General features: G+C 72.6%; 20 protein-coding genes. 4 read left to right on the top strand and 16 right to left on the bottom strand.

The genetic code is table 11. The features are described from left to right. Nucleotides 1-72: 72 nt before the first annotated feature. The 5 genes from ABEB03_RS17080 to ABEB03_RS17060 form a co-directional block, all read right to left on the bottom strand. Nucleotides 73-909: an ABC transporter ATP-binding protein gene (locus ABEB03_RS17080; RefSeq protein WP_345649027.1), complete on the bottom strand. Its 837-nt coding sequence runs from the start codon at nt 907-909 to the stop codon at nt 73-75. Then, nucleotides 906-3602 (bottom strand): ABC transporter permease subunit, encoded by a 2697-nt coding sequence (locus ABEB03_RS17075; protein ID WP_345649024.1) that lies wholly within the window; start codon nt 3600-3602, stop codon nt 906-908. Before ABEB03_RS17075 ends, ABEB03_RS17080 begins: the two co-directional genes overlap by 4 nt. Before the next feature lie 22 nt (nt 3603-3624). Next, entirely contained in the window at nt 3625-4878 is a 1254-nt protein-coding gene (locus ABEB03_RS17070; RefSeq protein ID WP_345649021.1) for an ABC transporter substrate-binding protein, read from the bottom strand. A gap of 186 nt (nt 4879-5064) precedes the next feature. Then, on the bottom strand, nt 5065-6891 hold the full coding sequence (locus ABEB03_RS17065; RefSeq protein ID WP_345649018.1) for an AMP-dependent synthetase/ligase: 1827 nt from the start codon (nt 6889-6891) through the stop codon (nt 5065-5067). A gap of 656 nt (nt 6892-7547) precedes the next feature. Then, nucleotides 7548-9032: an MFS transporter gene (locus tag ABEB03_RS17060; protein WP_345649015.1), complete on the bottom strand. Its 1485-nt coding sequence runs from the start codon at nt 9030-9032 to the stop codon at nt 7548-7550. A 118-nt stretch (nt 9033-9150) separates the two neighbouring features. On the opposite strand from ABEB03_RS17060, the gene ABEB03_RS17055 reads away from it, so the two are divergent. Then, nucleotides 9151-10131 (top strand): Lrp/AsnC family transcriptional regulator, encoded by a 981-nt coding sequence (locus tag ABEB03_RS17055; RefSeq protein WP_345649012.1) that lies wholly within the window; start codon nt 9151-9153, stop codon nt 10129-10131. 19 nt (nt 10132-10150) lie between these two features. On the opposite strand, the gene ABEB03_RS17050 is transcribed toward ABEB03_RS17055, so the two are convergent. Then, entirely contained in the window at nt 10151-11023 is an 873-nt protein-coding gene (locus ABEB03_RS17050) for a LysR substrate-binding domain-containing protein (RefSeq protein WP_345649009.1), read from the bottom strand. A 145-nt stretch (nt 11024-11168) separates the two neighbouring features. On the opposite strand from ABEB03_RS17050, the gene ABEB03_RS17045 reads away from it, so the two are divergent. Then, nucleotides 11169-12209 carry a bile acid:sodium symporter family protein gene (locus ABEB03_RS17045; protein WP_345649006.1) on the top strand — a complete coding sequence of 347 codons (1041 nt, stop codon included), beginning with the start codon at nt 11169-11171 and terminating at the stop codon, nt 12207-12209. On the opposite strand, the gene ABEB03_RS17040 is transcribed toward ABEB03_RS17045, so the two are convergent. The 5 genes from ABEB03_RS17040 to ABEB03_RS17020 all read right to left on the bottom strand — a co-directional run bounded on the left by ABEB03_RS17040 (nt 12142) and on the right by ABEB03_RS17020 (nt 17558). Next, on the bottom strand, nt 12142-13380 hold the full coding sequence (locus ABEB03_RS17040; RefSeq protein WP_345649002.1) for a DUF4185 domain-containing protein: 1239 nt from the start codon (nt 13378-13380) through the stop codon (nt 12142-12144). The genes ABEB03_RS17045 and ABEB03_RS17040 overlap by 68 nt on opposite strands. 10 nt (nt 13381-13390) lie before the next feature. After that, complete coding sequence (locus tag ABEB03_RS17035; RefSeq protein ID WP_345648999.1) at nt 13391-15280, bottom strand: sialidase family protein; 1890 nt, start codon at nt 15278-15280, stop codon at nt 13391-13393. A 124-nt stretch (nt 15281-15404) separates the two neighbouring features. Beyond that, entirely contained in the window at nt 15405-16145 is a 741-nt protein-coding gene (locus ABEB03_RS17030; protein ID WP_345648996.1) for a collagen-like protein, read from the bottom strand. Beyond that, complete coding sequence (locus tag ABEB03_RS17025) at nt 16142-16414, bottom strand: hypothetical protein (RefSeq protein WP_028801797.1); 273 nt, start codon at nt 16412-16414, stop codon at nt 16142-16144. Before ABEB03_RS17025 ends, ABEB03_RS17030 begins: the two co-directional genes overlap by 4 nt. A gap of 226 nt (nt 16415-16640) precedes the next feature. Then, on the bottom strand, nt 16641-17558 hold the full coding sequence (locus ABEB03_RS17020; protein ID WP_345648993.1) for a quinone oxidoreductase family protein: 918 nt from the start codon (nt 17556-17558) through the stop codon (nt 16641-16643). 123 nt (nt 17559-17681) lie between these two features. Between ABEB03_RS17020 and ABEB03_RS17015 the strand changes: the two genes are divergently transcribed. Together ABEB03_RS17015 and ABEB03_RS17010 are read left to right on the top strand one after the other, a co-directional pair. Then, a complete protein-coding gene (locus ABEB03_RS17015; RefSeq protein ID WP_345648990.1) occupies nt 17682-18116 on the top strand; it encodes a MarR family winged helix-turn-helix transcriptional regulator in 435 nt (144 codons plus the stop codon). 19 nt (nt 18117-18135) lie between these two features. Then, nucleotides 18136-18678 (top strand): isochorismatase family protein, encoded by a 543-nt coding sequence (locus ABEB03_RS17010; RefSeq protein WP_345648987.1) that lies wholly within the window; start codon nt 18136-18138, stop codon nt 18676-18678. A 237-nt stretch (nt 18679-18915) separates the two neighbouring features. Here the strand turns inward: ABEB03_RS17010 and fdhD are convergent, their stop codons facing one another. The 5 genes from fdhD to ABEB03_RS16985 form a co-directional block, all read right to left on the bottom strand. Continuing rightward, a complete protein-coding gene (fdhD, locus tag ABEB03_RS17005) occupies nt 18916-19764 on the bottom strand; it encodes a formate dehydrogenase accessory sulfurtransferase FdhD (RefSeq protein WP_345648982.1) in 849 nt (282 codons plus the stop codon). Between the two features lie 7 nt (nt 19765-19771). Further along, nucleotides 19772-20632: a 2Fe-2S iron-sulfur cluster-binding protein gene (locus ABEB03_RS17000; protein WP_345648979.1), complete on the bottom strand. Its 861-nt coding sequence runs from the start codon at nt 20630-20632 to the stop codon at nt 19772-19774. A gap of 63 nt (nt 20633-20695) precedes the next feature. Continuing rightward, nucleotides 20696-22519: an NADH-ubiquinone oxidoreductase-F iron-sulfur binding region domain-containing protein gene (locus ABEB03_RS16995; RefSeq protein WP_345648977.1), complete on the bottom strand. Its 1824-nt coding sequence runs from the start codon at nt 22517-22519 to the stop codon at nt 20696-20698. Nucleotides 22520-22523: 4 nt separating this feature from the next. Beyond that, complete coding sequence (locus ABEB03_RS16990) at nt 22524-24443, bottom strand: molybdopterin oxidoreductase family protein (RefSeq protein WP_345648974.1); 1920 nt, start codon at nt 24441-24443, stop codon at nt 22524-22526. Further along, a complete protein-coding gene (locus tag ABEB03_RS16985; protein WP_345648971.1) occupies nt 24440-25411 on the bottom strand; it encodes a 2-dehydropantoate 2-reductase in 972 nt (323 codons plus the stop codon). Before ABEB03_RS16985 ends, ABEB03_RS16990 begins: the two co-directional genes overlap by 4 nt. Nucleotides 25412-25490: the final 79 nt, after the last annotated feature.

The following is a 25490-nucleotide window of genomic DNA, read 5'->3' as shown; positions in this document are numbered from 1 at the left end:
CGGCGTCACTTGTACGCACAGAGTGCACGCCTGCCGGGAATCTCCGTGCGAGGAACGTCCGGTGACGGGAGGTCAGTGCGTGGTCGCGGTGCCGAGGTACGCGTCCCGGACCCTCGGGTCGGCGCGCACCTCGGCGGCCGTACCCTCGGCGAGCACCCGCCCGAGGTCGAGCACGACGACACGGGAGCAGAGATCCATGACGAAACCGACGTCGTGCTCGACGAGGAGGACGGCCGCGCCCTCCTCCGCGAGTCGGCGGACCACCGACGTCAGAAGTCGCACGTCCGGCACCGGCCGACCGGTGCCGTCCGCCGGACGCCCGCCGTCCGGCGGCTGGTCCTCCCCGCCGGCGGTCATCCCGCTGGTGGGCTCGTCCAGCAGCAGCACCCGGGGCGGCTCCACGATCGCACGCGCCAGCTCGACCATCCGGGCCCGGCCCACCGGGAGAGTGCCCGCGTACACCGCGCCGACGTCGTCGAGCCCGCACTCGTGCAGGACGGCCGCAGCGCGCTCCCGGCGGGCCATCTCGTATCTGCGGCGCGTCGGCGCCGCGAGCAGATCGGCCGCCAGGCCACCGCCCCCGCCGTGCCACTCCTGCGCCACCAGAAGGTTGTCGGCCACGGTGAGCCGGCCGAAGAGCTGCTGTCGCTGGAAGGTGCGGCGCACGCCGTGACGGGCCCGCCAGACCGGCGACCGGCGTGTGATGTCCGCTCCGTCGAGCAGGATGCGCCCCGCGTGGGGGCGGCGGATCCCGGACAGCGCGTCGAAGAGCGTGGTCTTCCCGGCGCCGTTGGGCCCGATGAGCCCGCAGATCTCACCGGGCCGCAGGGTGAGGCCGACGTCGTCGACCGCGCGGACACCGCCGTAGCGGACGCCGATGCCGACCGCTTCGAGTACCGGGGCGTTCATGTCCGGGGCACCTCCTCGGCGTCGGTCGGGGGCGTCCTGCCGGCCTCCGGTGCGGCGGCCCCGAGGTAGGCCTCGGTGAGACGGTCGGCCCGCACCTTCTCGCGCGGACCGCACCAGGTCACCCGCCCCTGGCTCAGATGGGCGACCGTGTCGGCGACGTCGAGGACCTCGGAGGCCTTCTCCTCGACCAGCAGGACCGCGGTGCCCCGCTCCTTCAGTTCGGTCAGCAGCCGGAACACCTCGGCGACCAGGCGCGGGGCGAGTCCGAGCGAGGGCTCGTCCGCGATCAGCACCTGCGGCGGATTCTGCAGCAGCGGTGCGAGGGCGAGCAGTTGCTGCTCACCGCCGGAGAGGGAACCGGCGCCGACGCCGCGGCGCGCGGCGAGGGCGGGGAAGCGCGTGTACACGGCCTCGCGTGCCTCCTTCGCCGTCAGGTGCAGCGCGAGGTTCTCCTCGACGGTGAGCGACGGAAAGATCCCGCGTCCCTCGGGCGCCAGCAGCACCCCGGCCCGCGACCGTCCCAGGGCCCGTTCCCGCGTCACCTCGACCCCGGCCACGTACACCCAGCCGGTGAACGGTGTCAGCAGTCCGGCGGCGACGCCGCACGTGGTGCTCTTCCCGGCACCGTTGGGGCCGAGCAGGACGAGGATCTCGCCGGGGCGCACCGCGAGGTCGACGCCGTGCAGGACGGCGGCGCCCTCGTATCCGGCCCGGACGTCGCGCAGTTCGAGCACGGCACCGGGCGACGGGGGAGAAGCGGACCCGGCCGGAGTGGGGGGTGCCGCGGCCGTGCGCCTGCGGTGGAGACGGGTGGACACGGCCGCCGCGTACCCGTCCGGGTCGTTGGCGAGCGCCAGACCCGCCAGACCGAACAGGACCACCGGCAGCTGTGCCGACTCGGTGACGTGGTCCGCCAGCAGATGCGGTACGACGACGTAGACGAGCCCGGCGACGACGGCGAACTGGGGGCGCCGGACGCCCGCCGCCACGACGACCGCGAGCCAGATCAGTCCGGTCATCGCGGTGAAGTCGGTCGCCGTGACGCGGGTGCTGTACGACGCGTACAGCACTCCGCCGAACCCGGCGATCCCGGCCGACAGGGTGAACAGCAGGAGCTTGGTGCGGATCACCGACACGCCCGAGGCCATGGCCGCCGCGGGCGCCGAGCGCACGGCCAGCATCGCGCGCCCCGACGGCGAGTGACGCAGTGCGCTGAGCCCGGCGACGGCCAGGGCGACGAGCGCGGTCATCGCCACCCCCATCGCCCGGTCGTCGCCGAGGTCCACCGGGCCGACGACCGGTCGGGGAACCGCCCACCCCGTGTCGCCGTTGCGCAGTAGACCCGTCTGGAAGAGGACCTGGTCGGCGAGGAAGGCCAGCGCCAGCGTCGCGAGGGCGAGCGCACGTCCGCCGAGGCGCAGCGCGGGCAGGGCCACCAGGGCGCCGAGGACGGCGGCGGCACAGGTCCCCGCGGCGAGGGCCGCCGCGAACGGCCAACCGTGGCTCATCAGCAGGCCCGCCACGAGCGCCGCCCCGGTCACGAACGTGGCCTGCGCCAGGGACACCATCGCACCGAGCCCGGTCACCACCGTGAAGGACACGAACACCAGGGAGAGGGCGAGGCCCTGGGCGAGAAGGCCGCTCCAGAACGGGGTGGTGACCGTGTAGAAGGAGACGGCGAGCAGGATCCCGGCGACGGTCCACGGGCCCCAGCGCCGCGCCCACGAGCGGCCCGCGAGATAGTCGGCGGGCGGCGCGTCGGCGGCGGCGGTGCCCGCCGTCCGCTGCCGCCGGGTCAGCACCAGCAGCCCGGCGAAGAGGATCAGGAACGGGACGGCCGTGCGGAATCCCGTGATGCCGTCGGCGAAGGACGCGTATCCGGCGACCAGGTTCTGCAGGACGCCGAGGCCCAGGCCGCCCGCGAAGGCGAGCGGCACGGAGGCGAAGCGGCCGAGGACCGCGGCGGTGGCCGAGACGAAGAGGAAGAGGGTGAAGTCGTGGGCGGACAGGCCGAGCAGGGGGGTGGCGAGGACGCCGGCGAGTCCGGCGAGCGCGGAGGACAGCATCCACGCGACCGACGACAACCGGTCGGCGCTCATGCCGCGCAGTTCGACGAGCGAGCGGTTGTCCACCGTCGCGCGGAGCCGCAGGCCGAGCGAGGTGTGCCGCATGAGGACCCACAGGCCGACGGCGACCGCCGCGGTCGTCACCCAGGTGATCAACTGGTCCGAGTCGACACCGACTCCGTCGACCGGCTGCCAGGACTTCGCGGGGCTGGGGCCGACTCCGGGAAGCCCGAACTGGTTCTCCGCGGGCGCGACGGACACGCCCGCGTCCGCCAGGAGTTCGACGATCCACAGACCGAGGGCGGGCAGAGCCACCAACAGTCCGATGGTGGCGACGATCTGGGCGGTCTCGCCGACCCTGGCCAGCTTGCGGAACATCAGCCGGTCCAGGCCCCAGCCCAGCGCGGGGGCGAGGACGCACACCAGCAGCAGGGCCGTGGGCACGGCCGGCCAGCCGAATCCGGAGTGCAGTTCGTGGAAGGTGAGCGCACACAGGTACGCGGTGGCGCCGTGCGCGAAGTTGAACAGCCCCGAAGCCGAGTACGACAGGACGAGTCCCGTGGCCAGCAGTGCGTAGAGCGCCCCGGAGACCAGCCCGCTCAGGACGAACCCCAGCAGGTCGGACATTCCCAACCCCCCTCTGCGTCGGCTACTTGAAGGGGATGGGCGCGTAGCACTTGAAGGGCGCTGACACGACGTACCGGCCGTCCTTCAGCTGGACCAGGGCCCCGCAGCCGAACGACTCCTTGCGGCCTCTGGGTTCGGCCCGGTCGCCGACCATGGTGCCGGTGTCCGAGAAGGAGTTCGCGGCCTTTTGGAAGGAGGCCACCGTCAGGTTCTTGCCCGCCTTCTCCGCGATGGCCAGGAAGAGGTCGGCCGACATGTAGCCGGTCATCATGTGCATGTTGAGCGGGACGTCCTTGCCCGCCGCCTTCCTGATGTCCTCCTTGAACCGGGCCATCGCCGGCGTGTCCTGTTCGAACGGCTGGAAGGACAGCAGGATGTGCACCCCGTCGAGCGCCTGCTTCGTGGCGCTCTTGGCGAGCAGAGAGGGGTCGTAGTCCGTCGGATCGGTGAGCACCCCGTCGTACCCGGTCCGTTTGAGAGCCGTGAACAGGCCGATGTTGTACGGGGTCTGCATCACGGACACCACCGCGTCGGGGGCCTTGCCGCCGTCGCTGCGCAGGATCTCCTTCGTGTACGCCGACCAGTCGCTCGGCACGGCCCCGGCGGGCACGGACGACTTAGCGAAGGTGACCTTGTAGCCGGCCGACGCGAAACTCTGCCGGTAGGTGCGGATGGCGAAGGTGCCGGCGTCGCTGTCGTTGGCCAGGATCGCCACCGACTTGCCCCGCGCGCCGCCCGTGACCTGCTTGAGCCCCTCCGGCCAGGTCTGCGAGATGGTGCCGCCGGGCATCGGCACCATGCAGCCGCCGAAGCCGTAGATGTAGGTCGGCCCGCAGAAGGAGGGCAGGGTGCCCCAGCCGAAGGTGGGGACCTTCTCCTTCTGGAGGAAGTCCGCTCCGGAGAAGGTCGTCGAACTCATCGGAGCGACGGCGAACACCTTGTCCTGCTGGACGAGTTTGCGTGCCGCGGCGAGGTTCTTGGCCGGGTCCTGTCCGTCGTCCTCGGCCCCGAGGTAGTCGATGGTGCGGCCGTTGACTCCGCCCTCGGCGTTCGCGCGGTCGAAGCGGGCCTTCGCCCCGAGGTCGGTGTCCTTCTTCGAGTACCCGGTGGCGGTCGTCATCGAGACGATCCCGCCGACCTTGACGGAGTCCGCGGTCACCCCGCGGACGGAACCGCCCGCCTTGTCCGAGCTCCCGCCGCCGGCGGCCGAGTTGCAGGCGGTGGCGAGCAGCAGTGCGGCCACGGCGACGGTCATGGTGCGGATCGGTCGCGACACGGTCGGTCCCCCTCCTGGGAATGACCGAAAGTGTCCGTGGAATCTGACGGACCGTCAATATCTGACGCATCCGCAAATGACGAACCGTCAGAAAGGAGAGGGTGTGCGACGGACGCCCTCCCGGGCAGGGGCGCGCAAGGGCCCAGGCCTCGCCGGTACGAGGTCGCGGCCCGCCGGGGGATCGGTCTACGCCTGGTACAGGGCCTCGACCTCGGTCGAGTACGCCTTCTCGATCGCCTTCCGCTTCAGCTTCAGCGACGGCGTCAGCAGCCCGTGCTCCTCGGTGAACTGGTGGGCCAGTATCCGGAACGTCCGGATGGACTCCGCCTGGGAGACCAGCGTGTTCGCGGCGACCACCGCGCGCCGCACCTCGGTCTCCAGGTCGGGATCGCGCACCAGCTCGGCGGGCGACAACTGCGGCTTTCCGCGCATCCCGAGCCAGTGCTCGACGGCCTCCGAGTCGAGAGTGACCAGCGCGGCGATGTACGGCTTGTCGTTGCCGACGACGATGCACTGCGCGACCAGCGGGTGGTCGCGCACCCGCTCCTCCAGGATCCCCGGCGAGACGCTCTTGCCGCCGGAGGTCACGAGGATCTCCTTCTTGCGCCCGGTGATGGTGAGGTAGCCGTCCTCGTCGAGCGAGCCCAGGTCGCCGGTGGCGAGCCAGCCGTCGTGCAGGGTGGCGTCGGTGGCCTTGGGGTCGTTCAGGTATCCCTGGAAGACGTTGCCGCCGTGCAGCCAGATCTCGCCGTCGTCGGCGATGTGCACCGTCGTGCCGGGGATCGCCTGCCCGACGGTGCCGAACCGGGTGCGCTCGGGCGGGTTGGCCGTCGCGGCGGCCGTGGACTCGGTGAGCCCGTATCCCTCGTAGATGAACACGCCGGCGCCCGCGAAGAACAGTCCGAGCCGCCGGTCCATCGCCGAGCCGCCCGACATGGCGTGCTTGACCCGCCCGCCCATCGCGGCCCGCACCTTGGAGTAGACGAGCTTGTCGAAGAGCTGGTGCTGCATCCGCAGACTCGCGGACGGCCCGGGGCCGATGCCCCACGCCTTCGCCTCCATCGCGTCGGCGTAGCGCACCGCCACCTCGACGGCCTTCTCGAACGGCCCCGACTTGCCTTCCTTCTCGGCCTTGCGGCGGGCGGCGTTGAAGACCTTCTCGAAGATGTACGGGACGGCGAGGAAGAACGTCGGCCGGAAGGCGGCCAGGTCGGGCAGCAGGGCGGCCGCGTTCAGCTGCGGCTGGTGGCCGAACTTGACCTTCCCGCGGAACGCGGCGACCTGCACCATGCGCCCGAAGACGTGCGCGAGCGGCAGGAACAGCAGGGTGGCCGCCTGGTCGCCGCGCTTGGAGTGGAAGACGGGCTCCCAGCGTTCGATGACCGTGTCCGCCTCGAACATGAAGTTCGAGTGGGATAGGACGCAGCCCTTGGGACGCCCGGTGGTGCCCGAGGTGTAGATGATCGTCGCGATCGACTCCGGTGTGACCGCCCGGCGGTGCCGGTGGACCACCTCGTCGTCGATGTGCGCGCCCGCCTCGTACAGCTCCTGGACCGCGCCCACGTCGAGCTGCCAGAGCTGGTGCAGCTGCGGGAGCCGGTCCACGACCGTCGCGACGGTCATCGCGTGGTCCTCGTGCTCCACCATGATCGCCGACACCTGGGCGTCGTGCAGCATCCAGAAGACCTGCTCGGCGGAGGAGGTGGGGTAGACGGGCACGACCTGGGCGCCGATCGTCCACAGCGCGAAGTCGAAGAGCGTCCACTCGTACCGGGTGCGGCACATGATCGCGACCCGGTCGCCGAAGCGGATGCCGTGGGCCAGCAGGCCCTTGGCGAGCGCGAGCACCTCGTCGCGGAACTCCGCGGACGTGACGTCGCGCCACTGACCCTGGTCGTCCTTGCGTCCGAGTGCGACGTGGAGAGGGTCCTCCTGGGCATGGTCGAAGACGACGTCAGCCAGGCCGCCCACCGGCGGCGCCGACGCCAATGGGGGGTTGGTGAACTCGCGCAATCCCGCTCCTTGTGGCGCTCCGCACAGCGCCGTGAAAGCTACCCCACCCGGCCGCCGGGCGGGAGAGGGCTCGAACCACCGGCCGTCCCGGCGAACGCACAGGTCAGCCGCGGAAATGCCCTCACAAGGGGAAGGGCCGGACAGAATCCCTTACGGTTCCGTAAGTTTCTGGCCCGCAATCTCCACGGAATCTGTACGACCCGATTACGGTGGACGGCGACTTGTAAACCGGATGTGGAGCATCCGGTTCCGTAGGGGTGAGTCCTCGACGGATCCGCTGCCCGAAGATCCGGAAGCCCTGCCTCCATCCTGTGCGAACTGCCCCTCTGCCTCAGCGCGGCCCAGGACCGGCTGCCCGTGCCGCGTGCGTGCGGAGTCGGCCGGGTCGTGCGGCCGCGCGGGGCCGGCCGACTCGCGCGGCCGTGCGCCCGGAGCAGCCCGGCCGGTTCCTGCCGCGTACTTCCGGGCAGGGCCCCGTCGTTGGCAGCGGGCAGCGGGCAGCGGGCAGCGGGCAGCGGGCAGCGGGCTGTGCGGGGTGCGGCGGATGGGATGGCCGTCGACCGCGGGACGGGGGCTGTTTCCGGGGCGACCGCCCCGGAAACAGCCCCCGTCCCAGCCGGATGACACCGCGCGGCGCCGTCACCGCACCGCCCGTGTCACCCGCGCGGTGCCGCCACCGTCTCGCCCGGTGCCTCGACCGGAACCGCCACGGGGCGCGGTGTCCGCACCAGCATCAGTACCAGCGCTCCGGCGGCCATTCCCGTCACTCCCGCGGCCACCGACGCCGTGTCGAGTCCGGCGGCGAAGGCCGCCCGCAGCGTGTGCTCGGGGTACGCGCCGCGCAGGGCTCCCGCGCCGCCGCCCGCGAGCGTGTGCGCCGCGTCGTGCGGCAGCGTGTCCCGCATCCGGGACGTCAGGACCGTGCCGAAGACCGCGACGCCGAGGGCGTAGCCGAGCTGCCGGACCGTGTTGACCGCGCCGCCCGCCATGCCCGCCCGCTCGGGCGGCACCGCCGCGAGCGCCGCGCCCGCGATCGCGGGGGAGACGAAGCCGGTGCCGGTGCCCACCAGCACCAGACCCGGCACCAGTGCCGTCCACGCGCTGCCCGCGTCCAGGACGGCCTGGCAGATCGCGCCCGAGCCGACCAGCAGCAGCCCGCCGCCGATCGTCAGCCGGGCCGGAACCCCGTGCAGCAGTTTGCCCGCGAGGATCGCGACCACCACGGACGCGCCCGTCATGGGCAGCAGCGTGAGCCCGCCGCGCACCGGACTCATGTCCAGCACCGTCTGCATCCAGATCGACAGGTACGGGACGACCCCGAACGCCACCCCGTTGAAGGCGAGCGCACCCGCCATCACTCCCACGAACGAGGGCTTGCGCAGCAGGGACAGGTCGAGCAGCGGGTGAGCCGCTCGCTGCTCGACGAGGACGAACCCGACGGCGGCCAGCGCCGCGACGGCGAACGAACCCGTGGTGACCGCCGCCGTCCAGCCGTCGGAACAGGCCCGCACCACCCCGTACGTCGTCGCTCCGGCGAAGCACGCGAACGCCGCCGTGCCCGCCCAGTCGATGCGCATCCCGCGCGGACCGCGCGACTCCGGCACCACGCGCAGCGTCAGCCACACCGACGCCACGCTGACCGGCAGGTTCACGAAGAAGATCCAGCGCCAGCCGGGCCCCTCGGTGAGCAGACCGCCCAGCACCGGCCCGACCGCCGCGGCGCCGCCGCTGACCGCGCCCCACACGCCGAGCGCCGCCGACCGCTGCCGCCCCCGGTAGACGGAGCCGAGCAGCGGCAGCGTCGTCGCGAACATCGCCGCCGCGCCCACACCCTGCAGACCGCGCGCGGCCACCAGCATCCCCGGCCCCGACGCCAGCCCGCACAGCAGCGACGCCACCGCGAAGAGCACGACGCCCGCCACGTGCACCCGGCGCCTTCCGAGGATGTCGGCCGCCGCCCCGACTCCCAGCAGCAGCGCGGCAAGTGCGAGCGCGTACCCGTCGATCACCCATTGCAGATCGCTCAGCGACGCGTCCAGCGCCCGCGCCATGTCCGGCAGCGCGACGACGGCGATCGTCACGTCCAGCAGCAACATGAACGTGCCCAGGCATATCGCCGTGAGCGGCCCCCATGTACGCATGTCCTCAACTCCTCGTGCCACGGATGCGTATGCCTCCGTACGATGAGCTCCGGGCGGATGATCGCGGTCGTCGCGGGCATCGGATCGACGGAATCCGACGGAGGAAGGCCTCGCAGAGATGGAATCCCACGCCGGCGACGAGCTCGACCTGCGGCTGCTCGCCGCGCTGGAGGTCAACGGCAGGGCGCCGTTCAGCCGCATCGCCGAGGTGCTCGGCGTCTCCGACCAGACCGTCGCACGGCGCTACCGGAGGCTGTGCGCGGAGGGCGGGCTGCGCGTCGTCGCCGTCCGCGACGCCCAGCGGCTCGGCCAGGACCACTGGATGCTGCGGCTGCGCTGCGCCCCCGACAGCGCGCACGCCATCGCCGACGCGCTGGCCAAGCGCCCCGACACGGCGTGGATCGGGCTCGCCTCGGGCGGCACCGAGGTCGTCTGCATGACGCGTCCGCGCAGCCCCGGTGACCACGACGACCTGCTGCTCGGGAAACTGCCGCGCACCCCGAGCATCATGGAGATCCGCGCCCACCAACTGCTCCACCGCTTCTACGGCGGCCCCAACGGCTGGCTCGGCAAGTTCGCCGTACTGGCGGACGACCAGATCGCCGCGCTGCGCCGCGACGTGCCCGAGGCCGACGGCACGGCCGGCACCGTCCTGATCCACCCCGAGGACGAGCCGCTGGTCGCCGCCCTGGAGCGGGACGGGCGCGCGACCTACCCCGAGCTCCAGCGGGCCACCGGCCGGTCGGAGTCCGCGGTCAAGCGCCGCCTGGCCGGACTGCTCGCCTCCGGAGCCGTGTACATCGACATCGAGTACCACTCCGAGCTGCTCGGCCACCCCCTCGCCGCCTGCCTGTGGATCACGGCGGCCCCCGCGGCCCTGCAGTCCGTCGGAGAGGCCCTCGCCACCCACGACGAGGTCGCCTTCGCCTCCGCGACCGCGGGGCCCTCCAACATCGTCGTCACCGCCGTCACCCGCGACACGGCCGGCCTCTACGGCTATCTCAGCGAGGGCATCGGCCGTCTCGACGGCGTCCAGTACGTCGAGACGACGCCGTTCCTGCGCCGGGTCAAGCAGCTCACCTACGCGAAGGCGCTCTGACCGCGGCCGGGCGGCCGTGTCACACGCGCCGTCCGCGGTGCAGCCGGTCGCCGCCGGCCAGGATCGCCGCCGCCAGCGCGTCGGCGGCGCCCTGCGCGGACGTGCGCCGCCGCCCGTGCACCAGCACGAAGTCGACCTCGCCGAGCTCAGGCAGCCCCGCCCGTTCCGGTACGCGGACCAGGCCCGGCGGGATCAGCCCCCGGGAGTGCGCCATCACGCCGAGGCCCGCGCGGGCCGCCGCGATCAGGCCGTTGAGGCTGCCGCTGGTGCAGGCGATCCGCCAGGGGCGTCCCTGGCGCTCCAGGGCCTCCAGGGCCAGCGCGCGGGTGATGCCCGGCGGCGGGTACACGATCAGCGGGACGGGCCGGTCGGGGTCGAGACGCAGCCGCTCGGCACCGATCCACACCAGTCCGTCGTGCCAGACGAGTTCGCCGCGTGGGTCCTCGGGCCGTCGCTTCGCCAGCACCAGGTCGAGCTTGCCCGCGGCGAGTTGCTCGTGGAGCGTGCCCGACAGTTCGACCGTCAGCTCCAGGTCCACCTCGGGATGGTCGTACCGGAAGCCCTCCAGGATCTCCGGGAGCCGGGTGAGGACGAAGTCCTCGGAGGCGCCGAACCGCAGCCTGCCACGCAGCCGGGTCCCGGTGAAGAAGGCCGAGGCCTGCTCGTGCACGGCCAGGATCCGGCGGGCGAAGCCGAGCATCGCCTCGCCGTCCTCCGTGAGCTCCACGGAGTGCGTGTCGCGGGAGAACAGCTGGCGTCCGGCGGCGTCCTCCAGGCGGCGCACGTGCTGGCTGACCGTGGACTGCCGCAGGCCGAGCCGACGGGCGGCCTGCGTGAAGCTGAGCGTCTGGGCCACCGCCAGGAACGTACGCAGCTGGGAGGGGTCGTACACGGCGCCACGTTATCGCGAATCGTGATGACAGTCAGAACGGTATGACGGATTCCCGATCGCGGTCCGGGAGAGGACGATGGAGAGGGCACGACTCGACCTCGTGCGACCGACACGACCTACGTACAGAACCGAGCAGTGGAGCACCGTGAAACGCCTGAAGTGGCCGAGCCGGCTGCCGATCGACCCGTACATCCTGCTGTTGCTGGGGACGGTGGGCCTCGCGGCCCTCCTCCCCGCGCGGGGTACGGCCGCCGACGTCGCGTCGGGCGCGTCCACGGCCGCCATCGCCTTCCTCTTCTTCCTCTACGGGGCGCGTCTGTCGACCCGTGAGGCGCTGGAGGGGCTCAAGCACTGGCGGCTCCACGGCACGGTCCTGGCCTGCACCTTCGTCGTCTTCCCGCTGCTCGGCCTGGCCGCCCGCGGGCTGGAGCCGGTGTTCCTGACGCACGACCTCTACACCGGACTGCTCTTCCTCACCCTGGTGCCGTCGACCATCCAGTCGTCGATCGCGTTCACCTCCATCGCGCGCGGCAACGTGCCCGCCGCGATCTGCGCGGGATCCTTCTCCTCGCTGGCGGGCATCGTCATCACCCCGCTGCTCGCCGCGGCCCTGCTCGGCAACAGCGGCGGCGGGTTCTCCACCGACTCGCTCGTCAAGATCGTGCTGCAACTGCTGGTGCCGTTCCTCGCGGGGCAGGTGCTGCGCCGCTGGATCGGCGGGTTCATCACCCGGCACAAGAAGGTGCTCGGATACGTCGACCGCGGATCGATCCTGCTCGTCGTCTACACCGCGTTCAGCGAGGGCATGGTGCAGGGCATCTGGCACCAGGTGAGCCCCGTGCGGCTGGCGGGACTGCTGCTCGTGGAGGCCGTGCTGCTCGCCGTGATGCTCACGCTCACCTGGTACGGCACGAAGGCGCTCCGCTTCGGCCGGGAGGACAGGATCGCGATCCAGTTCGCCGGGTCGAAGAAGTCGCTCGCCTCCGGACTCCCCATGGCCGGCGTGCTCTTCGGCGCGCACGCCTCGCTGGCCGTGCTGCCGCTGATGCTCTTCCATCAGATGCAGCTCATGGTGTGCGCGGTGATCGCCAAACGCCGGGCCCGCGACCCCGAGGCCGCTACGCCCCCGCGCCGGTCAGCCGGAGCGTCACGAATCGCGGTCGGTACAGGGACACGTTCCGGCTGATGTTCGCCTGCGCGGTGGCCCCCGCCGAGGTCAGCCAGTTCACGTCGTAGCTGAGCACGATCCGGTCGCCGTCGCCCAGCTCCGGATGGACCTGCGGGTTGTACGCGGCCACGTCACCGCGGGGGAGCGCGGGGCTGAAGCCCCGGACGGGCCCGTGCCAGGGGCCGGTCGGCGAACACGCCCAGTACGACGTGATCGTCGTCAGCCCCGCGGCCCCGGCCGCCATGGTGAACAGGACGTACGTGCCGCCGTCGCGCAGCACCGTGAACGCGCTGCCCACCCCCGTGCGCCGCCCGTCCCCGAGGACCGGCGCCGGGCGTCCCCGTACCGTCCAGGCCGAGCCGTCCCAGTACTCCCAGGCGCCCGGCTCCGCGAGGCGGCCGCGCGGCACCCGCGCGACGTAGGCCCGCGAGATCGGGCGTGCGGCGGCCTGCCCGTCGTCGCCGCCGAAGACGTACGTCCACTCGCCCGCGTCGAGTGCCGAGGTGCCGAACAGCACCCGCCGGGAGGCGTCGGCGACCGCACGCTGGTCCAGGACGGTGGTGATGCCCTCCAGGCGCAGATCCGGCAGCGAGAGCGTGGCGACCTCGGTGGCGGTCGGCACGCCGTAGATCCAGGGCGCCTGACCGGCCGTGCGGGTCCACAGCAGGACGCGGACGACCCGGTCCGCGGAGCCGGGGGAGCGGGGCTCCACACGGGCGGCGACCGGCCAGCGCCACTGCTGCGGCGCCGGGTCGGGGAAGACCGGGGCCGGCAGGGTCGTCCGCAGCCGTCCGCCGCGGGACATCACGACGGCGGAGTTGCGTACGAGCGGAGTGTTCGTGTCGCGCCAGGCGTACGACTCGCCGACGGGGTTCGGAGGCCCGTGCACCTGGCCGAGGTAGGTGTCCGAGAAGAGCCACAGCACCCGCCCGTCGGGCAGCCGCACCGAATGGGTGCCGTCGCCGCCGGTCCAGTCGTCGGTGCGTGTCGGGTCGTCCCCGTACCGGGCGAACTCGCCCGTGAGCGCGGTGTCCGCGCTCCAGGACCGCGGTGTGCGGGGCGCGCACGTGCCGCCGCCCTCCCGGTCGCGGTTCGGGAGGGCGGTGAGCAGCACGGCCGTGCAGACCAGGGCCAGCAGGAGGCCGGCCCCGGTCGCGTTCCGCCGTCGTGCTCGTGCGTCGTCGGGCACGGACGGGACGTTAGTGGGCTCCGCTCACATGGTCCATGGGCAGCCACAGGACGGTGTCCCGGGTCACGGCTTCCTGGTGGGTGCGCAGCCCGGCCAGCTCGGCGTCGCTCAACGCCCGGTCGTGGACGCGGACGTCGTCGATGGCGCCCGTGAAGTACGCGCGACTGTCCATCCGTTGGCCGATGTGCACGCCGAACGGCGAGTTGCGGCTGACCGATCCGGGCACGTCCGCCGTGCTGACGGCGGTCCCGTCGACGAACAGCGTCAGCTGCCCCTGCCCGCGGCGCAGCGCCAGGAGATGCCACTGGCCGTCGTTGTAGGCACCCGTCGTGCGGACGGAGGCCGTGGTGGGGGCCGACGCGCCGTTGCGGGTGGTGATCAGCCCGGTGATCCGGTCGGAGGCGGGTTCGCCGCGCAGCCACACCTGCGGCTGCGTCGTGCCGATGCCGCCCATCCACAGCAGCGGTTGCTCGCCGGTGGTGGCGGTGTAGCGGAACCACAGCGTGGCGGTGAAGTCCTTCGTCCCGAGCGGCAGCCGGTCCTGGTACGGCAGCCGGACGGCGTCGTCCGTGCCGTCGAAGGCGAGGGCGCCGCCGAACACGCCGTCGGTCTCCTGGGCTCCGCCGAGGACCGCGGCGCGCCGGGCGTGCGGGGCGAGGTCGGCCGTCGTCGGGTCCGGGCCGCGCCGCGGGGTGAGCCAGTCCTCGGTGAAGCGGGCGAAGCGGATCTCGTCGCGGGCGTCGACCGCGCCGCCCTCGTACAGCAGTCCCACGGTGCCGGCGTCGGCGCGCACCAGGTCCGAGTAGCCGGACCAGTCGGTGGTGACGACCGTGCCGCGGTCCACGCTGTCCCAGGTGCGTCCGCCGTCGTACGAGGAGCGGATCATCATGGTGCGACGGCGGTCCGGGTCTCCGGGGCAGGCCAGCAGCAGCCGCTTGCCGAGGGACAGGGACGAGCACTGCACCTGCGGGGCGTAGAGGTCCGGGAGGTCGCGGAAGGGGGCCACGAAGCTGTCGCCGCCGTCGCGGCTGACGGCCTGGGTGCGGTGGCCGAGGTCGGTGCCGTCCTGTTCCCTGCCGCTCACCAGGACCGAACCGTCGGCGCGTTCGGCGAGGGTCATCTCGGACGGCTTCTGTCGGAAGGTGCCGTCGTCTGCGATCGGCCACGAGTCCGTCGCCCCGACGTCCCAGCTGTCGCCGCCGTCGTCGCTGGTGATGAGGGCCGCGTGGTTGGCGGTCACCCGACTTCCGTTCCACGTCTCGGTGTTGACGCCGAAGACGAGCCGTCCCGCGTGCTTTCCGCGCGTCAGCTGGATGCCGTGGACGGGGCCGGTGGCGTACCAGGAGTTCCACTGGGGCGGGAGGATCTCGTCGCTCAGATCGCGCGGCGGCGACCAGGTCCGGCCGTCGTCGTCGCTGTACTGGAGGTGCGGTGTGCGGTCGCAGGGCACGGAGCAGCTCGCGCTGTCCGTGCGGCCCGTGTTGTAGGTCTCGGCGAGGAGGATGCGGCCCGTCTCCCGGTCCACGACGGGTGCAGGGTTGCCGTGGGTGTCGCCGCCGCCGTCGTTGACCACCTGAAGGGGACCCCAGGTGCGCCCGCCGTCGGTGGAGCGCTTGACGACGATGTCTATGTCGGCGGCGTCACCGCAGTTGAGGACGCGGCCCTCGGCGAACGCCAGCAGGGTCCCCTCGGTCGTCCGCACGACGGCGGGGATGCGGAAGCAGGCGTAACCCGGGTCCTGGGATGCCTTGAACAGCACCTGTTGTTCGAACTCGCCTTTCGCGGACGTCTGTTCGGCGCCGGCGGGGGCCGGCAGCGCGAGGAGTGCGGCTGCGGTGAGCGCGGCCGTGAGGGTGGCTCCGACGGTGGATCTGAGGCGTGCGCGGAGATGTGACGGCATGGTGCGACCTGCCCTTCATCCGTCCGGGCAATCCGGATTCTCTGGACATCCCACGTCCAACGTTCGCGGCACAGACGCTACTTGGGCCCTCAGGCACCCCACAAGAAGCGTGCACCGGTCATGTTCACGTCCGATTGCGCCGCCGCCGTGGCAGGGGGACGAGCGGAAGTACGGCCGCCGACTGCGGAGTCGGCTCCGGCGCGCTCCTGCGGCAGACGAGCGCGTCCGGGTCGCCGGACGGCGCCTGGAGCGTGTACCCGTCGGGGCACACCGGCCCGGGGTCGCCCTTGGGGCCGGGCGGCCCCAGGTCGCCCCGGTCGCCCTTGTCGCCCTTGTCGCCCTTCGTGCCCGAGTTCCCGGGGGCCCCGGGCAGCCCCTGGTAGCCCGGATCGCCCTGCGGGCCGGGCGGTCCCGCCGGGCCCGGTGAACCCTCCGCGCCGGGCGGGTCAGCGGGGCCGGGCCCGCCGTCCTCGCCCGCGGCGCCGGGCATGCCGGGCTCGCCGCGCTGCCCGGCGGCGCCCGGCTTCCCGCCCGCGCCCCGCTCGCCCTTGGCGCCGGGCGCGCCGGGCGCTCCGGCGGGCACACGTACCCGGTCCATCAGACCGTCGATCGCCTCGGCGGGGTCCGGCGCCGCCGGCGTGCCGCCGCCCGCCTCGACCTGGGCGCGCAGATCGCGCACGTCCTGCGCCAGGGTCGACAGGGCCTTGCCGCGCCGGTCCGCCTCCGAGCGCAGCGCGTCCGCCTTGCGGTCCCCGGCGTCGATGCGCGCCCAGAGGACCACCGCGACACCGGACAGCGCGACCAGGACGCAGACGAGGAAGACGGTGCGCCACCGCACGGCTAGCACCTGCTGGAATCGGGTCACGGCGCCCCTCCCAGGCGATGGATGTCGAGGCGCAGCCGCGCGATCTCCGTCTGGTCCGCCGCGCGGAGCGTGGCCAGTTCGTCGATGCGCGAGTCACGCTCGGCGACCTGGCGCTCCAGGCGGTCGCGCTCGGACTGCAACCGCTCGGTCAGGCTGGAGTAGCCGCTCAGGGCGTTCTCGCCCCGCTTTCCCAGGTACGCCACGAGCGCCGCGCCCAGCGCGCCCGCGCAGGCGAGCAGCGAGCCGAACAGGGTGGTGCCGGCATCCAAGTAAACGCCTCCTACCTGGACGACGGGCCGCGCGGACGGGGCCCGATGGAATTCGCCAGGAGTAACGAGCACGGGCGTACGAGGATGTGCGTACGGAGTCCGATACCTCGGACGGGTGGTGACGGAACGTCACCGAACCCGTCCGTGCCGCCGTGCGCCCGGTGTGCCCACCGGACCCACGCCGGTGCGGACGCGGGGCCGCCGGGGCGGCTCCGTCCTGTGCAGGTCAGGGACGCAGGACCACCTTGCCGAGGTTGCCGCGGGACTCGATCGCCGCGTGCGCCGACGCGGCGTCCTCCAGTGCGAACTCCCCGTGCACGGCGGGCCGGAGAGCACCCTGCGTGAACAGTCGCCACAACTCCTGGCGCCACCGCTCGTACCGCTCGGGATCCTCGCGGGCGACTCTCGCCATCTGAAAGCCGGTCACCGACCTTGCGCCCACCAGCAGGTCGTAGGCGCGCACGGTTCCGCCGCCCGAGCTGTACGCGACGAGGCGTCCACCCGGGGCGAGGGCCCCGATCGCCGGGGTCAGCAGATCCCCGCCGACGGCGTCGAGCGCGTAGTCGACGGGGGTGCCCCAGCCGTCGGTGTCGTACGTGACCACCTCGTCGGCGCCGAGCGCGCGCACGAACGCCGTCTTGCCGGACCCGGACACCGCTCCGACGACGCGCGAGGCCCCGCGCAGCCGGGCCAGCTGTACCGCCAAATGGCCGATACCGCTCGCCGCCGCCGTGACGAGTGCCGACTCGCCCGGGACGGGGCGCGCCGCCTCCAGGGCGCCCAGCGCGACCAGGCCGCTGCGGACGAGCGCCACGGCGTCGACGGCGCCCGCGCCGTCGGGTATCGGCGAGGCCATCGACTCGTGCAGGAGGGCGAGATCGGCGTAGGCGTGCCCGAAGGCGAGCCCGGTGACGCGGTCGCCCGCCCGGAAGCGGGTGACGCCCTCGCCGACGGCGACCACTTCGCCGGCGACCTCGCCGCCGAGCGGGATCGGCTCGGCGGCCTCGGTCACCTTGCGCACCACCGGCAGGGTCACCCCGATGGCCTCGGGGCGCACCAGCAGTTCGCCCGGTCCGGCGACGGGCTCGGGGGCCTCCTCCAGGAACAGCGGGCCACCGGTGTGCTCGTAGCGGACGCGACGCATCGCACCTCCAGGGATCGGAGCGGTCGTGGGACATCGAGGAGCACCCACGAGAATCGTTGGGAGTCCCAACGGTATAGCGGCATTCGTTGGGAAGTCCAACGGCTTTCTCGCTAACCTGGCCGCATGTCCGCCCCTCTGCCCGCGATCCGCGCGCTCCCCAGCTGGCTCCTCGGCCGCGCCGCCGCCCGTGGCCGCGCCCTCGTCTCGGAGGCGCTGGCCGCCGAAGGCGTGAAGATGTGGCACCACGTGGTGCTGTCCGCCGTCGCCGACCTCGGCCCCGTCGCCCAGGCCGAGCTCGGCCGCTCGATCGGCCTCGACCCCAAGGACCTGGTCGGTGTCCTGAACGACCTTCAGACGGCCGGCCTGGTCGTCCGCGCGCCCGACCCCGGGGACCGTCGCAAGAACGCGGTCTCCCTCACCGTCGAGGGGGAGCGGGTGCTCCGCAGCTGCGAGGCGGCGGCCCTGGAGGCGAACGACGTCCTGATGGCCCCCTTGTCCGCGTCCGAACGGGAGCAGTTCATGGGCCTGTTGATCCGGATTTCCGGTACGGACGGGTGACGCGGGCTAACGTTCCGTCATGACCGCACCCGAAGCCGAACCCCGTCTCGCCCTCGACCCGGCGCGCACCGCCCTCGTCCTCGTCGACCTGATGGACCGCATCGTGGCGCTGCCCCTGGAACCCCACAAGGGCACCGACGTGCTCACCACGTCCGAGGAAATGGCGGCCACCTTCCGCGCGGTGGGGGCACCCGTCGTGCTGATCCGCGTCGAGCGGCCCGGGGTCCCCGAACAGCCGCCGGGCAGCGGACTCGTGGCGGGCCTCGCGGCACCGGGCGACATCGAGATCGTGAAGCGGACCATCGGCGGCTTCCAGGGCACCGGCCTCGACGAGCGGCTGCGGGCCCACGGCGTCTCCACGCTGGTGTTCGGGGGCATCGCCACCAACCTCGGTGTCGAGTCGACCGCCCGGGCCGCCGGGGACCTCGGCTACGACCTCGTCTTCGTCGAGGACGCGATGGCCGCGTTCACCGCCCCCGAGCACGACGCCTCCGTGCGTCTCGACTTCCCGCGCCTCGGCACGGTCGTGACGGCGGCCGAGGTCCGCTTCGCGAAGAGCTGAGGCCCGGCGGCGGTGGGCCGGGCCATGCCTCCCGGCACCGGCCGGGCACACCGGGGGCCACGCCGGCGTGGCCGGCACGGCCCCTGCGGCCCGGACGCCCCGGGCCCTCCGGCGCTGGGCGCGGAAGCGGTGGGCCCCACGACACGGCGGCGCGGAGAAGCGGAAAGACGGGGCCCCTCCGGCGCAGGGGGCGCTCCCCGCCGTTCGGGGCCCCGCCGCCGTGTCGCGGGGAGCCGGTCAGCCCTGGGCGGCCGCGGCCCGCAGGGCGATGCGGTGCTCGCCCGCGTACACGTTCATGGAGGGGCCGCGCAGGAAGCCGATCAGGGTCAGGCCCGTCTCCGTTGCCAGGTCGACCGCCAGGGACGACGGCGCCGACACCGCCGCGAGCACCGGAATGCCCGCCATCACGGCCTTCTGCGCCAGCTCGAACGACGCCCGTCCCGACACCAGCAGGACCGTCCGGGACAGCGGCAGTGAGCCGCTCTGCAGGGCGCGCCCCACCAGCTTGTCGACCGCGTTGTGCCGGCCGACGTCCTCGCGCACGTCGAGCAGCTCGCCCTCCGGCGAGAACAGCGCCGCCGCGTGCAGGCCCCCGGTCCGGTCGAAGACCCGCTGCGCCGCCCGCAGCCGGTCGGGGAGGCTCGCGAGCAGCTCGGGCTCCAGCCGCACCGGGGGAGTGTCATCGATCGTCCAGCGGGCCGTCGTGCGGACCGCGTCCAGGCTGGCCTTGCCGCACAGGCCGCAGGAGGACGTCGTGTAGACGTTCCGTTCGAGCGTGATGTCCGGGAGGACGACGCCGGGCGCCGTCCGCACGTCGACCACGTTGTAACTGTTGGAGCCGTCCACGGTCGCGCCCGCGCAGTACACGATGTTCTGGAGCTCGTCCGCGCCGCCCAGCACCCCCTCACTGACGAGGAAGCCCGCCGCCAGGGCGAAGTCGTCGCCCGGGGTGCGCATGGTGATGGCGAGCGGCTTGCCGTTGAGGCGGATCTCCAGGGGTTCCTCCGCCACGAGGGTGTCCGGGCGGGTGCTCACGGCCCCGTCCCGGATGCGGATCACCTTGCGTCGTTCCGTGACTCGTCCCATGTCCTGATCAGTCCCGGTTCTGTACGTGCTGGTAGCCGAAGCGGCCCTTGATGCAGAGGTTGCCGTGGGTCACCGGGTTGTCGTGCGGGGAGGTGACCTTCACGATCTCATTGTCCTGCACGTGCAGGGTGAGGTTGCAGCCCACTCCGCAGTAGGCGCACACCGTGGTCGTCTCGGTCTGCGCCGACTCGTCCCACGTACCCGCCGCGCGCATGTCGAACTCGGACTTGAAGGACAGCGCCCCCGTGGGGCACACCTCGATGCAGTTGCCGCAGTACACGCAGGCCGAATCCGTGAGCGGCGCGTCGTGCTCCACGGCGATCCGGGCGTCGAAGCCGCGGCCGGCGACGGAGATGGCGAAGGTGTTCTGCCACTGGTCGCCGCAGGCGTCCACGCACTTGTAGCAGAGGATGCACTTGTCGTAGTCCCGGACGTACAGGTCGTTGTCGACCTTCGGTTCCTCGTTCACCCGGGCCGCGTCCGGGCCGAAGCGGTCCGGCTTCGCCTCGTACTCCTTGATCCACTCGGCGGCGTGCGGAGTGGTCGACAGGTCGACCGAGGAGGCGAGCAGCTCCAGGACCACCTTGCGGCTGTGCCGGGCGCGCTCGGTGTCCGTGCGCACCTCCATGCCCGCCTCCGCCCGGCGCGAGCAGGCCGGGACGAGCGTGCGTGCGCCCTCCACCTCGACGACGCACACCCGGCACGCGTTCTTGGGTGTCAGCGTGTCGCCCTGGCACAGCGTCGGTACGTCCTTGCCCGCGGCCCGGCAGGCGTCGAGGATCGTCGAGCCCTCCGGCACCCGGGCCTCCTGCCCGTCCAGGGTGAACTCGATCAGCCGGCGGGGCACTCCCAGCGGTACCACGGTCATGCGGCGGCCTCCGTCCGGTCGACTGCGGTCATCATGCGGCGACCCCCGTCCGGTCGATTGCGGTCATTCGTACGCCCCCAGACGGTCGATGGCGGATTCCACGGCGTTCCACGCGGTCTGTCCCAGACCACAGATCGAGGCGTCCCGCATGGCGCGGCCCACCTCGCGCAGCAGGGCGATGTCGTCGGCGGCCGCCGCTCCGGTGCGCTCCGCGATCCGGTGCAGCGCCTCCTCCTGGCGTACGGTCCCCACCCGGCAGGGCACGCACTGCCCGCACGACTCGTCACGGAAGAACTCGGCGATCCGCAGCAGCAGCCGGGGCAGCGGGACCGTGTCGTCGAACGCCATGACCACGCCCGAGCCGAGGGTGGTGCCCGCCTCCCGGGTGCCCTCGAAGGTGAGCGGGATGTCGAGCTCGTCCGGCCGTACGAAGCCGCCCGCCGCACCACCCAGCAGGACCGCCCGCAGTCGCTCGCGCACCCCGGCCCGTTCGAGCAGCTCGCCCAACGTGGCACCGAACGGCAGTTCGTAGACGCCGGGCCGGTCCACGCTGCCCGACACGCAGTACAGCTTCGGGCCGGTGGAACCGGCCGTGCCGATCGCCGCGTACGCGGGAGCCCCCATCGTGAGGACGGGCAGCACGTTCACCAGCGTCTCGACGTTGTTCTCCACCGTCGGCTTGCCGAACAGCCCCTTCTCCACCGGGAACGGCGGCTTGGACCGGGGCTCTCCCCGGTACCCCTCGATCGAGTTGAACAGGGCGGTCTCCTCACCGCAGATGTACGCGCCCGCGCCCCGCCGGATCTCGATGTCGAAGGCGTAGCCCTGCCCGAGGACGTCGTCGCCGAGCAGACCCCGGGCGCGTGCCTGCCCGATGGCGTGCTCCATCCGGCGCAGCGCGCGCGGGTACTCGCCGCGCAGGTACAGATAGCCCTGGTGCGCGCCGACCGCGTACGCCGCGACGGTCATCGCCTCCACGAGCGCGTACGGGTCGCCCTCGATGAGCACCCGGTCCTTGAAGGTGCCGGGCTCGGACTCGTCCGCGTTGCACACCAGGTAGTGCGGATGGTCGGGCTGCGACGCCGTGGCCTGCCACTTGCGGCCGGTGGGGAAGGCGGCGCCGCCGCGCCCGACCAGGCTCGCGTCGGTCACCTCGCGGATCACCGCGGCGGGGCCGATCGCGAACGCCCGGCGCAGCGCGGTGTACCCGCCGTGCGCCCGGTAGTCGTCGAGGTCGGCCGGGTCCACCACACCGACCCGGCTCAGGAGCACCAGTGACGGGTCGCCCGCCTGGGGGACGGCCATGACCGCGGGCGGCTCGTCGTCCGCCGAGCCGGGCGCGCCGCCCGCGGCCACCGCCCGCTCGACGGTGGCCGGCGCCGACACCGCCGTGCGGACCGGGTCCCCGGCCCTGATCGCGAGCGCGGCAGGAGCGCGCTCGCACAGGCCGAGGCAGGGACTGCGCTCCACCGACACACCGCTGCCGGCCCCGAGCCGGGCCTCGACCCCGGCGCACAGGTCCGCGGCGCCGGCCGCCGCGCACGCGAGGTCCGTGCACACGTGCAGTACGGTCGCGGGCCGCGGACGCACCGAGAACATCGCGTAGAACGTCGCGACCCCGTACGCCTCCGCGGGCGGCACGGTCAGCCGGCGGCACAGGTAGTCGAGCGCGCCCTCGCTGATCCAGCCGATCCGGTCGTTCAGGGCGTGCAGCCCCGGCAACAGCAGGTCGCGGCGCTCCCTGGCCTCCCGGCCGCCGCGCGCCCACCTCAGATCGGCGTCGCTGCGGTCGGCGCCCTCCCACGAGGACCGCGGAGGGCCGAGCAGCGCGTCGATGGCCGCCCGTTCCTCGTCCGTCGGCTTGCTGTCGCCGAAGTGCAGGTCCACCTCGTCACCTCACTTGAATCGGGGCCGGCAGCTTCTCGATCCGGATCGCCGAGGCCTTGAACTCCGCGGTGCCGGCGATCGGGCAGTTCGCCTCGATCGTCAACTGGTTGGTGTCCACCTCGTCCGGGAAATGCATGGTCATGAAGGCGAGACCGGGCCGCAGCGCAGTGTCGATCCACACCGGTGCCAGCACCGTCCCGCGGCGTGAGGAGACCCGGACCTCCTCGCCCACCACGACCCCGTAGCGCTCGGCGTCCTCCGGGCACAGCTCCACGTACTCGCCGCGCCGCAGCGGTGAGGCGAAACCACCGCTCTGCACACCGGTGTTGTACGAGTCGAGCCGTCGCCCGGTGGTGAGCCGGATCGGGTACTCCTCGTCCGTCAGGTCCACCGGCGGGTCGTGCTGCACCAGCCCGAACGGCGCGAGGCGCCCGCGGTCGGCCGGGTCGGACTCCCACAACCGGCCGTGCAGATAGGTCGGTTCGAGCCGCGCGACGTCCGGGCAGGGCCACTGGATGCCCTGGTGCTCCTCCAGCCGCTCGTACGTCATCCCGTAGTGGTCCGGTGACACCGACCGCAGCTCGTTCCAGACGGCCTCCGCGTCGGCGTACTTCCAGTCGTGCCCGAGGCGGGCGGCGAGGTCGCAGATGATGTCGATGTCCTCGCGGGCCTCACCGGGCGGGGTGACCGCCGCGCGGACCCGCTGGACCCGCCGCTCGCTGTTGGTGGTCGTGCCGTCGGTCTCCGCCCAGCCGGCGGTCGCGGGCAGCACCACGTCCGCCAACTGGGCCGTCTTCGTGAGGAAGATGTCCTGGACGACGAGGAAGTCGAGGGCGCGCAGCCGGCGCACCGCCTGTTCGCTGTCGGCCTCCGACTGCGCGGGGTTCTCGCCGATGCAGTAGACGGCCCTGAGTGTGCGCTCCTCCATCGCCTCGAACATCTCCGTCAGGTTCAGCCCGTAGTGCGGCTGGATGACGGTGTCCCAGGCCGTCTCGAACTTCAGCCGCGTCGGCGGGTCGAGGATGTCCTGGAAGCCGGGCAGCCGGTTGGGGATGGCGCCCATGTCGCCGCCGCCCTGCACGTTGTTCTGGCCGCGCAGCGGCTGGAGCCCGGAGCCGTACCGGCCCACGTGCCCGGTCAGCAGCGACAGGTTGATCAGCGCGCGCACGTTGTCCGTGCCGTTGTGGTGCTCGGTGATGCCGAGCGTCCAGCACAGCTGGGCCCGCTCGGCGCGGGCGTAGACGTGTGCCAACTCCCTTATGGCCGCCGCCGGTACACCGGTCACCTTCTCGGCGAGCGACAGCGTCCACGGCTCGACGAGCTGCCGGTACTCCTCGAAGCCGCTCGTCGCCCGCTCGACGAACGCCCGGTTGACGAGGCCGGCGTGGATGATCTCCCTCCCGATCGCGTGCGCCATCGGGATGTCCGTGCCCACGTTCAGCCCGAGCCAGCTCTCCGCCCACTCGGCCGTCGAGGTGCGGCGCGGATCGACCGCGTACATGCGGGCGCCGTTCCTGATCCCCCTCAGGACGTGCTGGAAGAAGATCGGGTGCGCGAACCGCGCGTTGGAGCCCCACATCACGATGAGGTCGGTGTGCTCGACCTCCTCGTACGACGACGTCCCGCCGCCCGAGCCGAAGGCCGCCGAGAGTCCGGCGACACTCGGGGCGTGACAGGTGCGGTTGCAGGAGTCCACGTTGTTCGTGCCCATGACGACCCGGGCGAACTTCTGCGCCACATAGTTCATCTCGTTGGTCGCGCGGGCGCAGGAGAACATGCCGAAGGCGCCGCGTGCGGCCCCCAGTCCTGCGGCCGCGCGGGTCAGCGCCTCGTCCCAGGTGGCCCGCCGGAAGGGCTCGTCGCGTGAGTCCCTCACCAGCGGATGCGTGAGCCGGGCATACGTCTTCGGCTGTCGTTTCCTCATGCGGCGGTCCTCAATGCGAGCAGGTCCGAAATGGCGTGGACGGTGCGCAGCGTGGGCACCGGGACATCGGTGATCTCCGCCAACTCGACGACGGCCGCGAGGAGTACGTCGAGTTCGAGCGGCTTGCCGCGCTCCAGGTCCTGGAGCGTGGACGTGCGGTGGTCGCCCACCCGCTCGGCGCCGGCGAGGCGCCGTTCGATGGAGACGCCGACCTTGCAGCCGAGGGCCTCGGCGACGGCGAGCGTCTCGGTCATCATGATCTCGATGACCTTGCGGGTGCCGCCGTGCAGGCACATCTGCCGCATCGTGGCGCGGGCCAGTGCGCTGATCGGGTTGAAGGAGATGTTGCCCAGCAGCTTGAGCCAGATGTCGTTGCGCAGGTCCTGTTCGACGGGGCACTTGAGACCGCCCGCCTGCATGGCCTCGCTGAACGCCGTGCACCGGTCGGAGACCGACCGGTCGGGCTCACCGATGGAGAACCGGGTGCCTTCGAGGTGGCGTACGACACCCGGGCCCGCGAGTTCGGTCGCCGCGTACACCACGCAGCCGATGGCCCGTTCGGGCGCGAGCACCGCACTGACCGCGCCGCCGGGATCCACGCTCTCGACGCGGTGGCCGTCGTGCGGGCCGCCGTGCCGGTGGAAGTACCACCAGGGGATGCCGTTCTGGGCGGCGATGACCGCCGTGGTGTCGTGCAGCAGCGGCTCGATCAGCGGCCCGCACGCCGCGTACGAGTTCGCCTTCAGACCCAGCAGGACGTAGTCGACCGGTCCCACCTGGGCCGGGTCGTCGGTGGCGTGGGCACGCGCGGTGAAGTCCCCGCGCGGGCTGAGGACTTGGACGCCGTGCTGCCTCATGGCCGCAAGGTGCGGTCCACGGGCGATGAGATGCACGTCGGCGCCCGCACGGTGCAGCGCGGCGCCGACGTAGGCGCCGATCGCACCGGCGCCGAGAACTGCGACTTTCACGGTGGCTCGCTCCGTTCGGTCGAGGGTACCGAGGAACTGCCGAACTCTGTCGACGAAATATTGTCTACAGTATGGAGGT

The organism is Streptomyces siamensis (assembly GCF_039543605.1).
Lineage (GTDB): Bacteria > Actinomycetota > Actinomycetes > Streptomycetales > Streptomycetaceae > Streptomyces > Streptomyces siamensis.
This window is presented reverse-complemented; position numbering and strand designations above follow the sequence as displayed.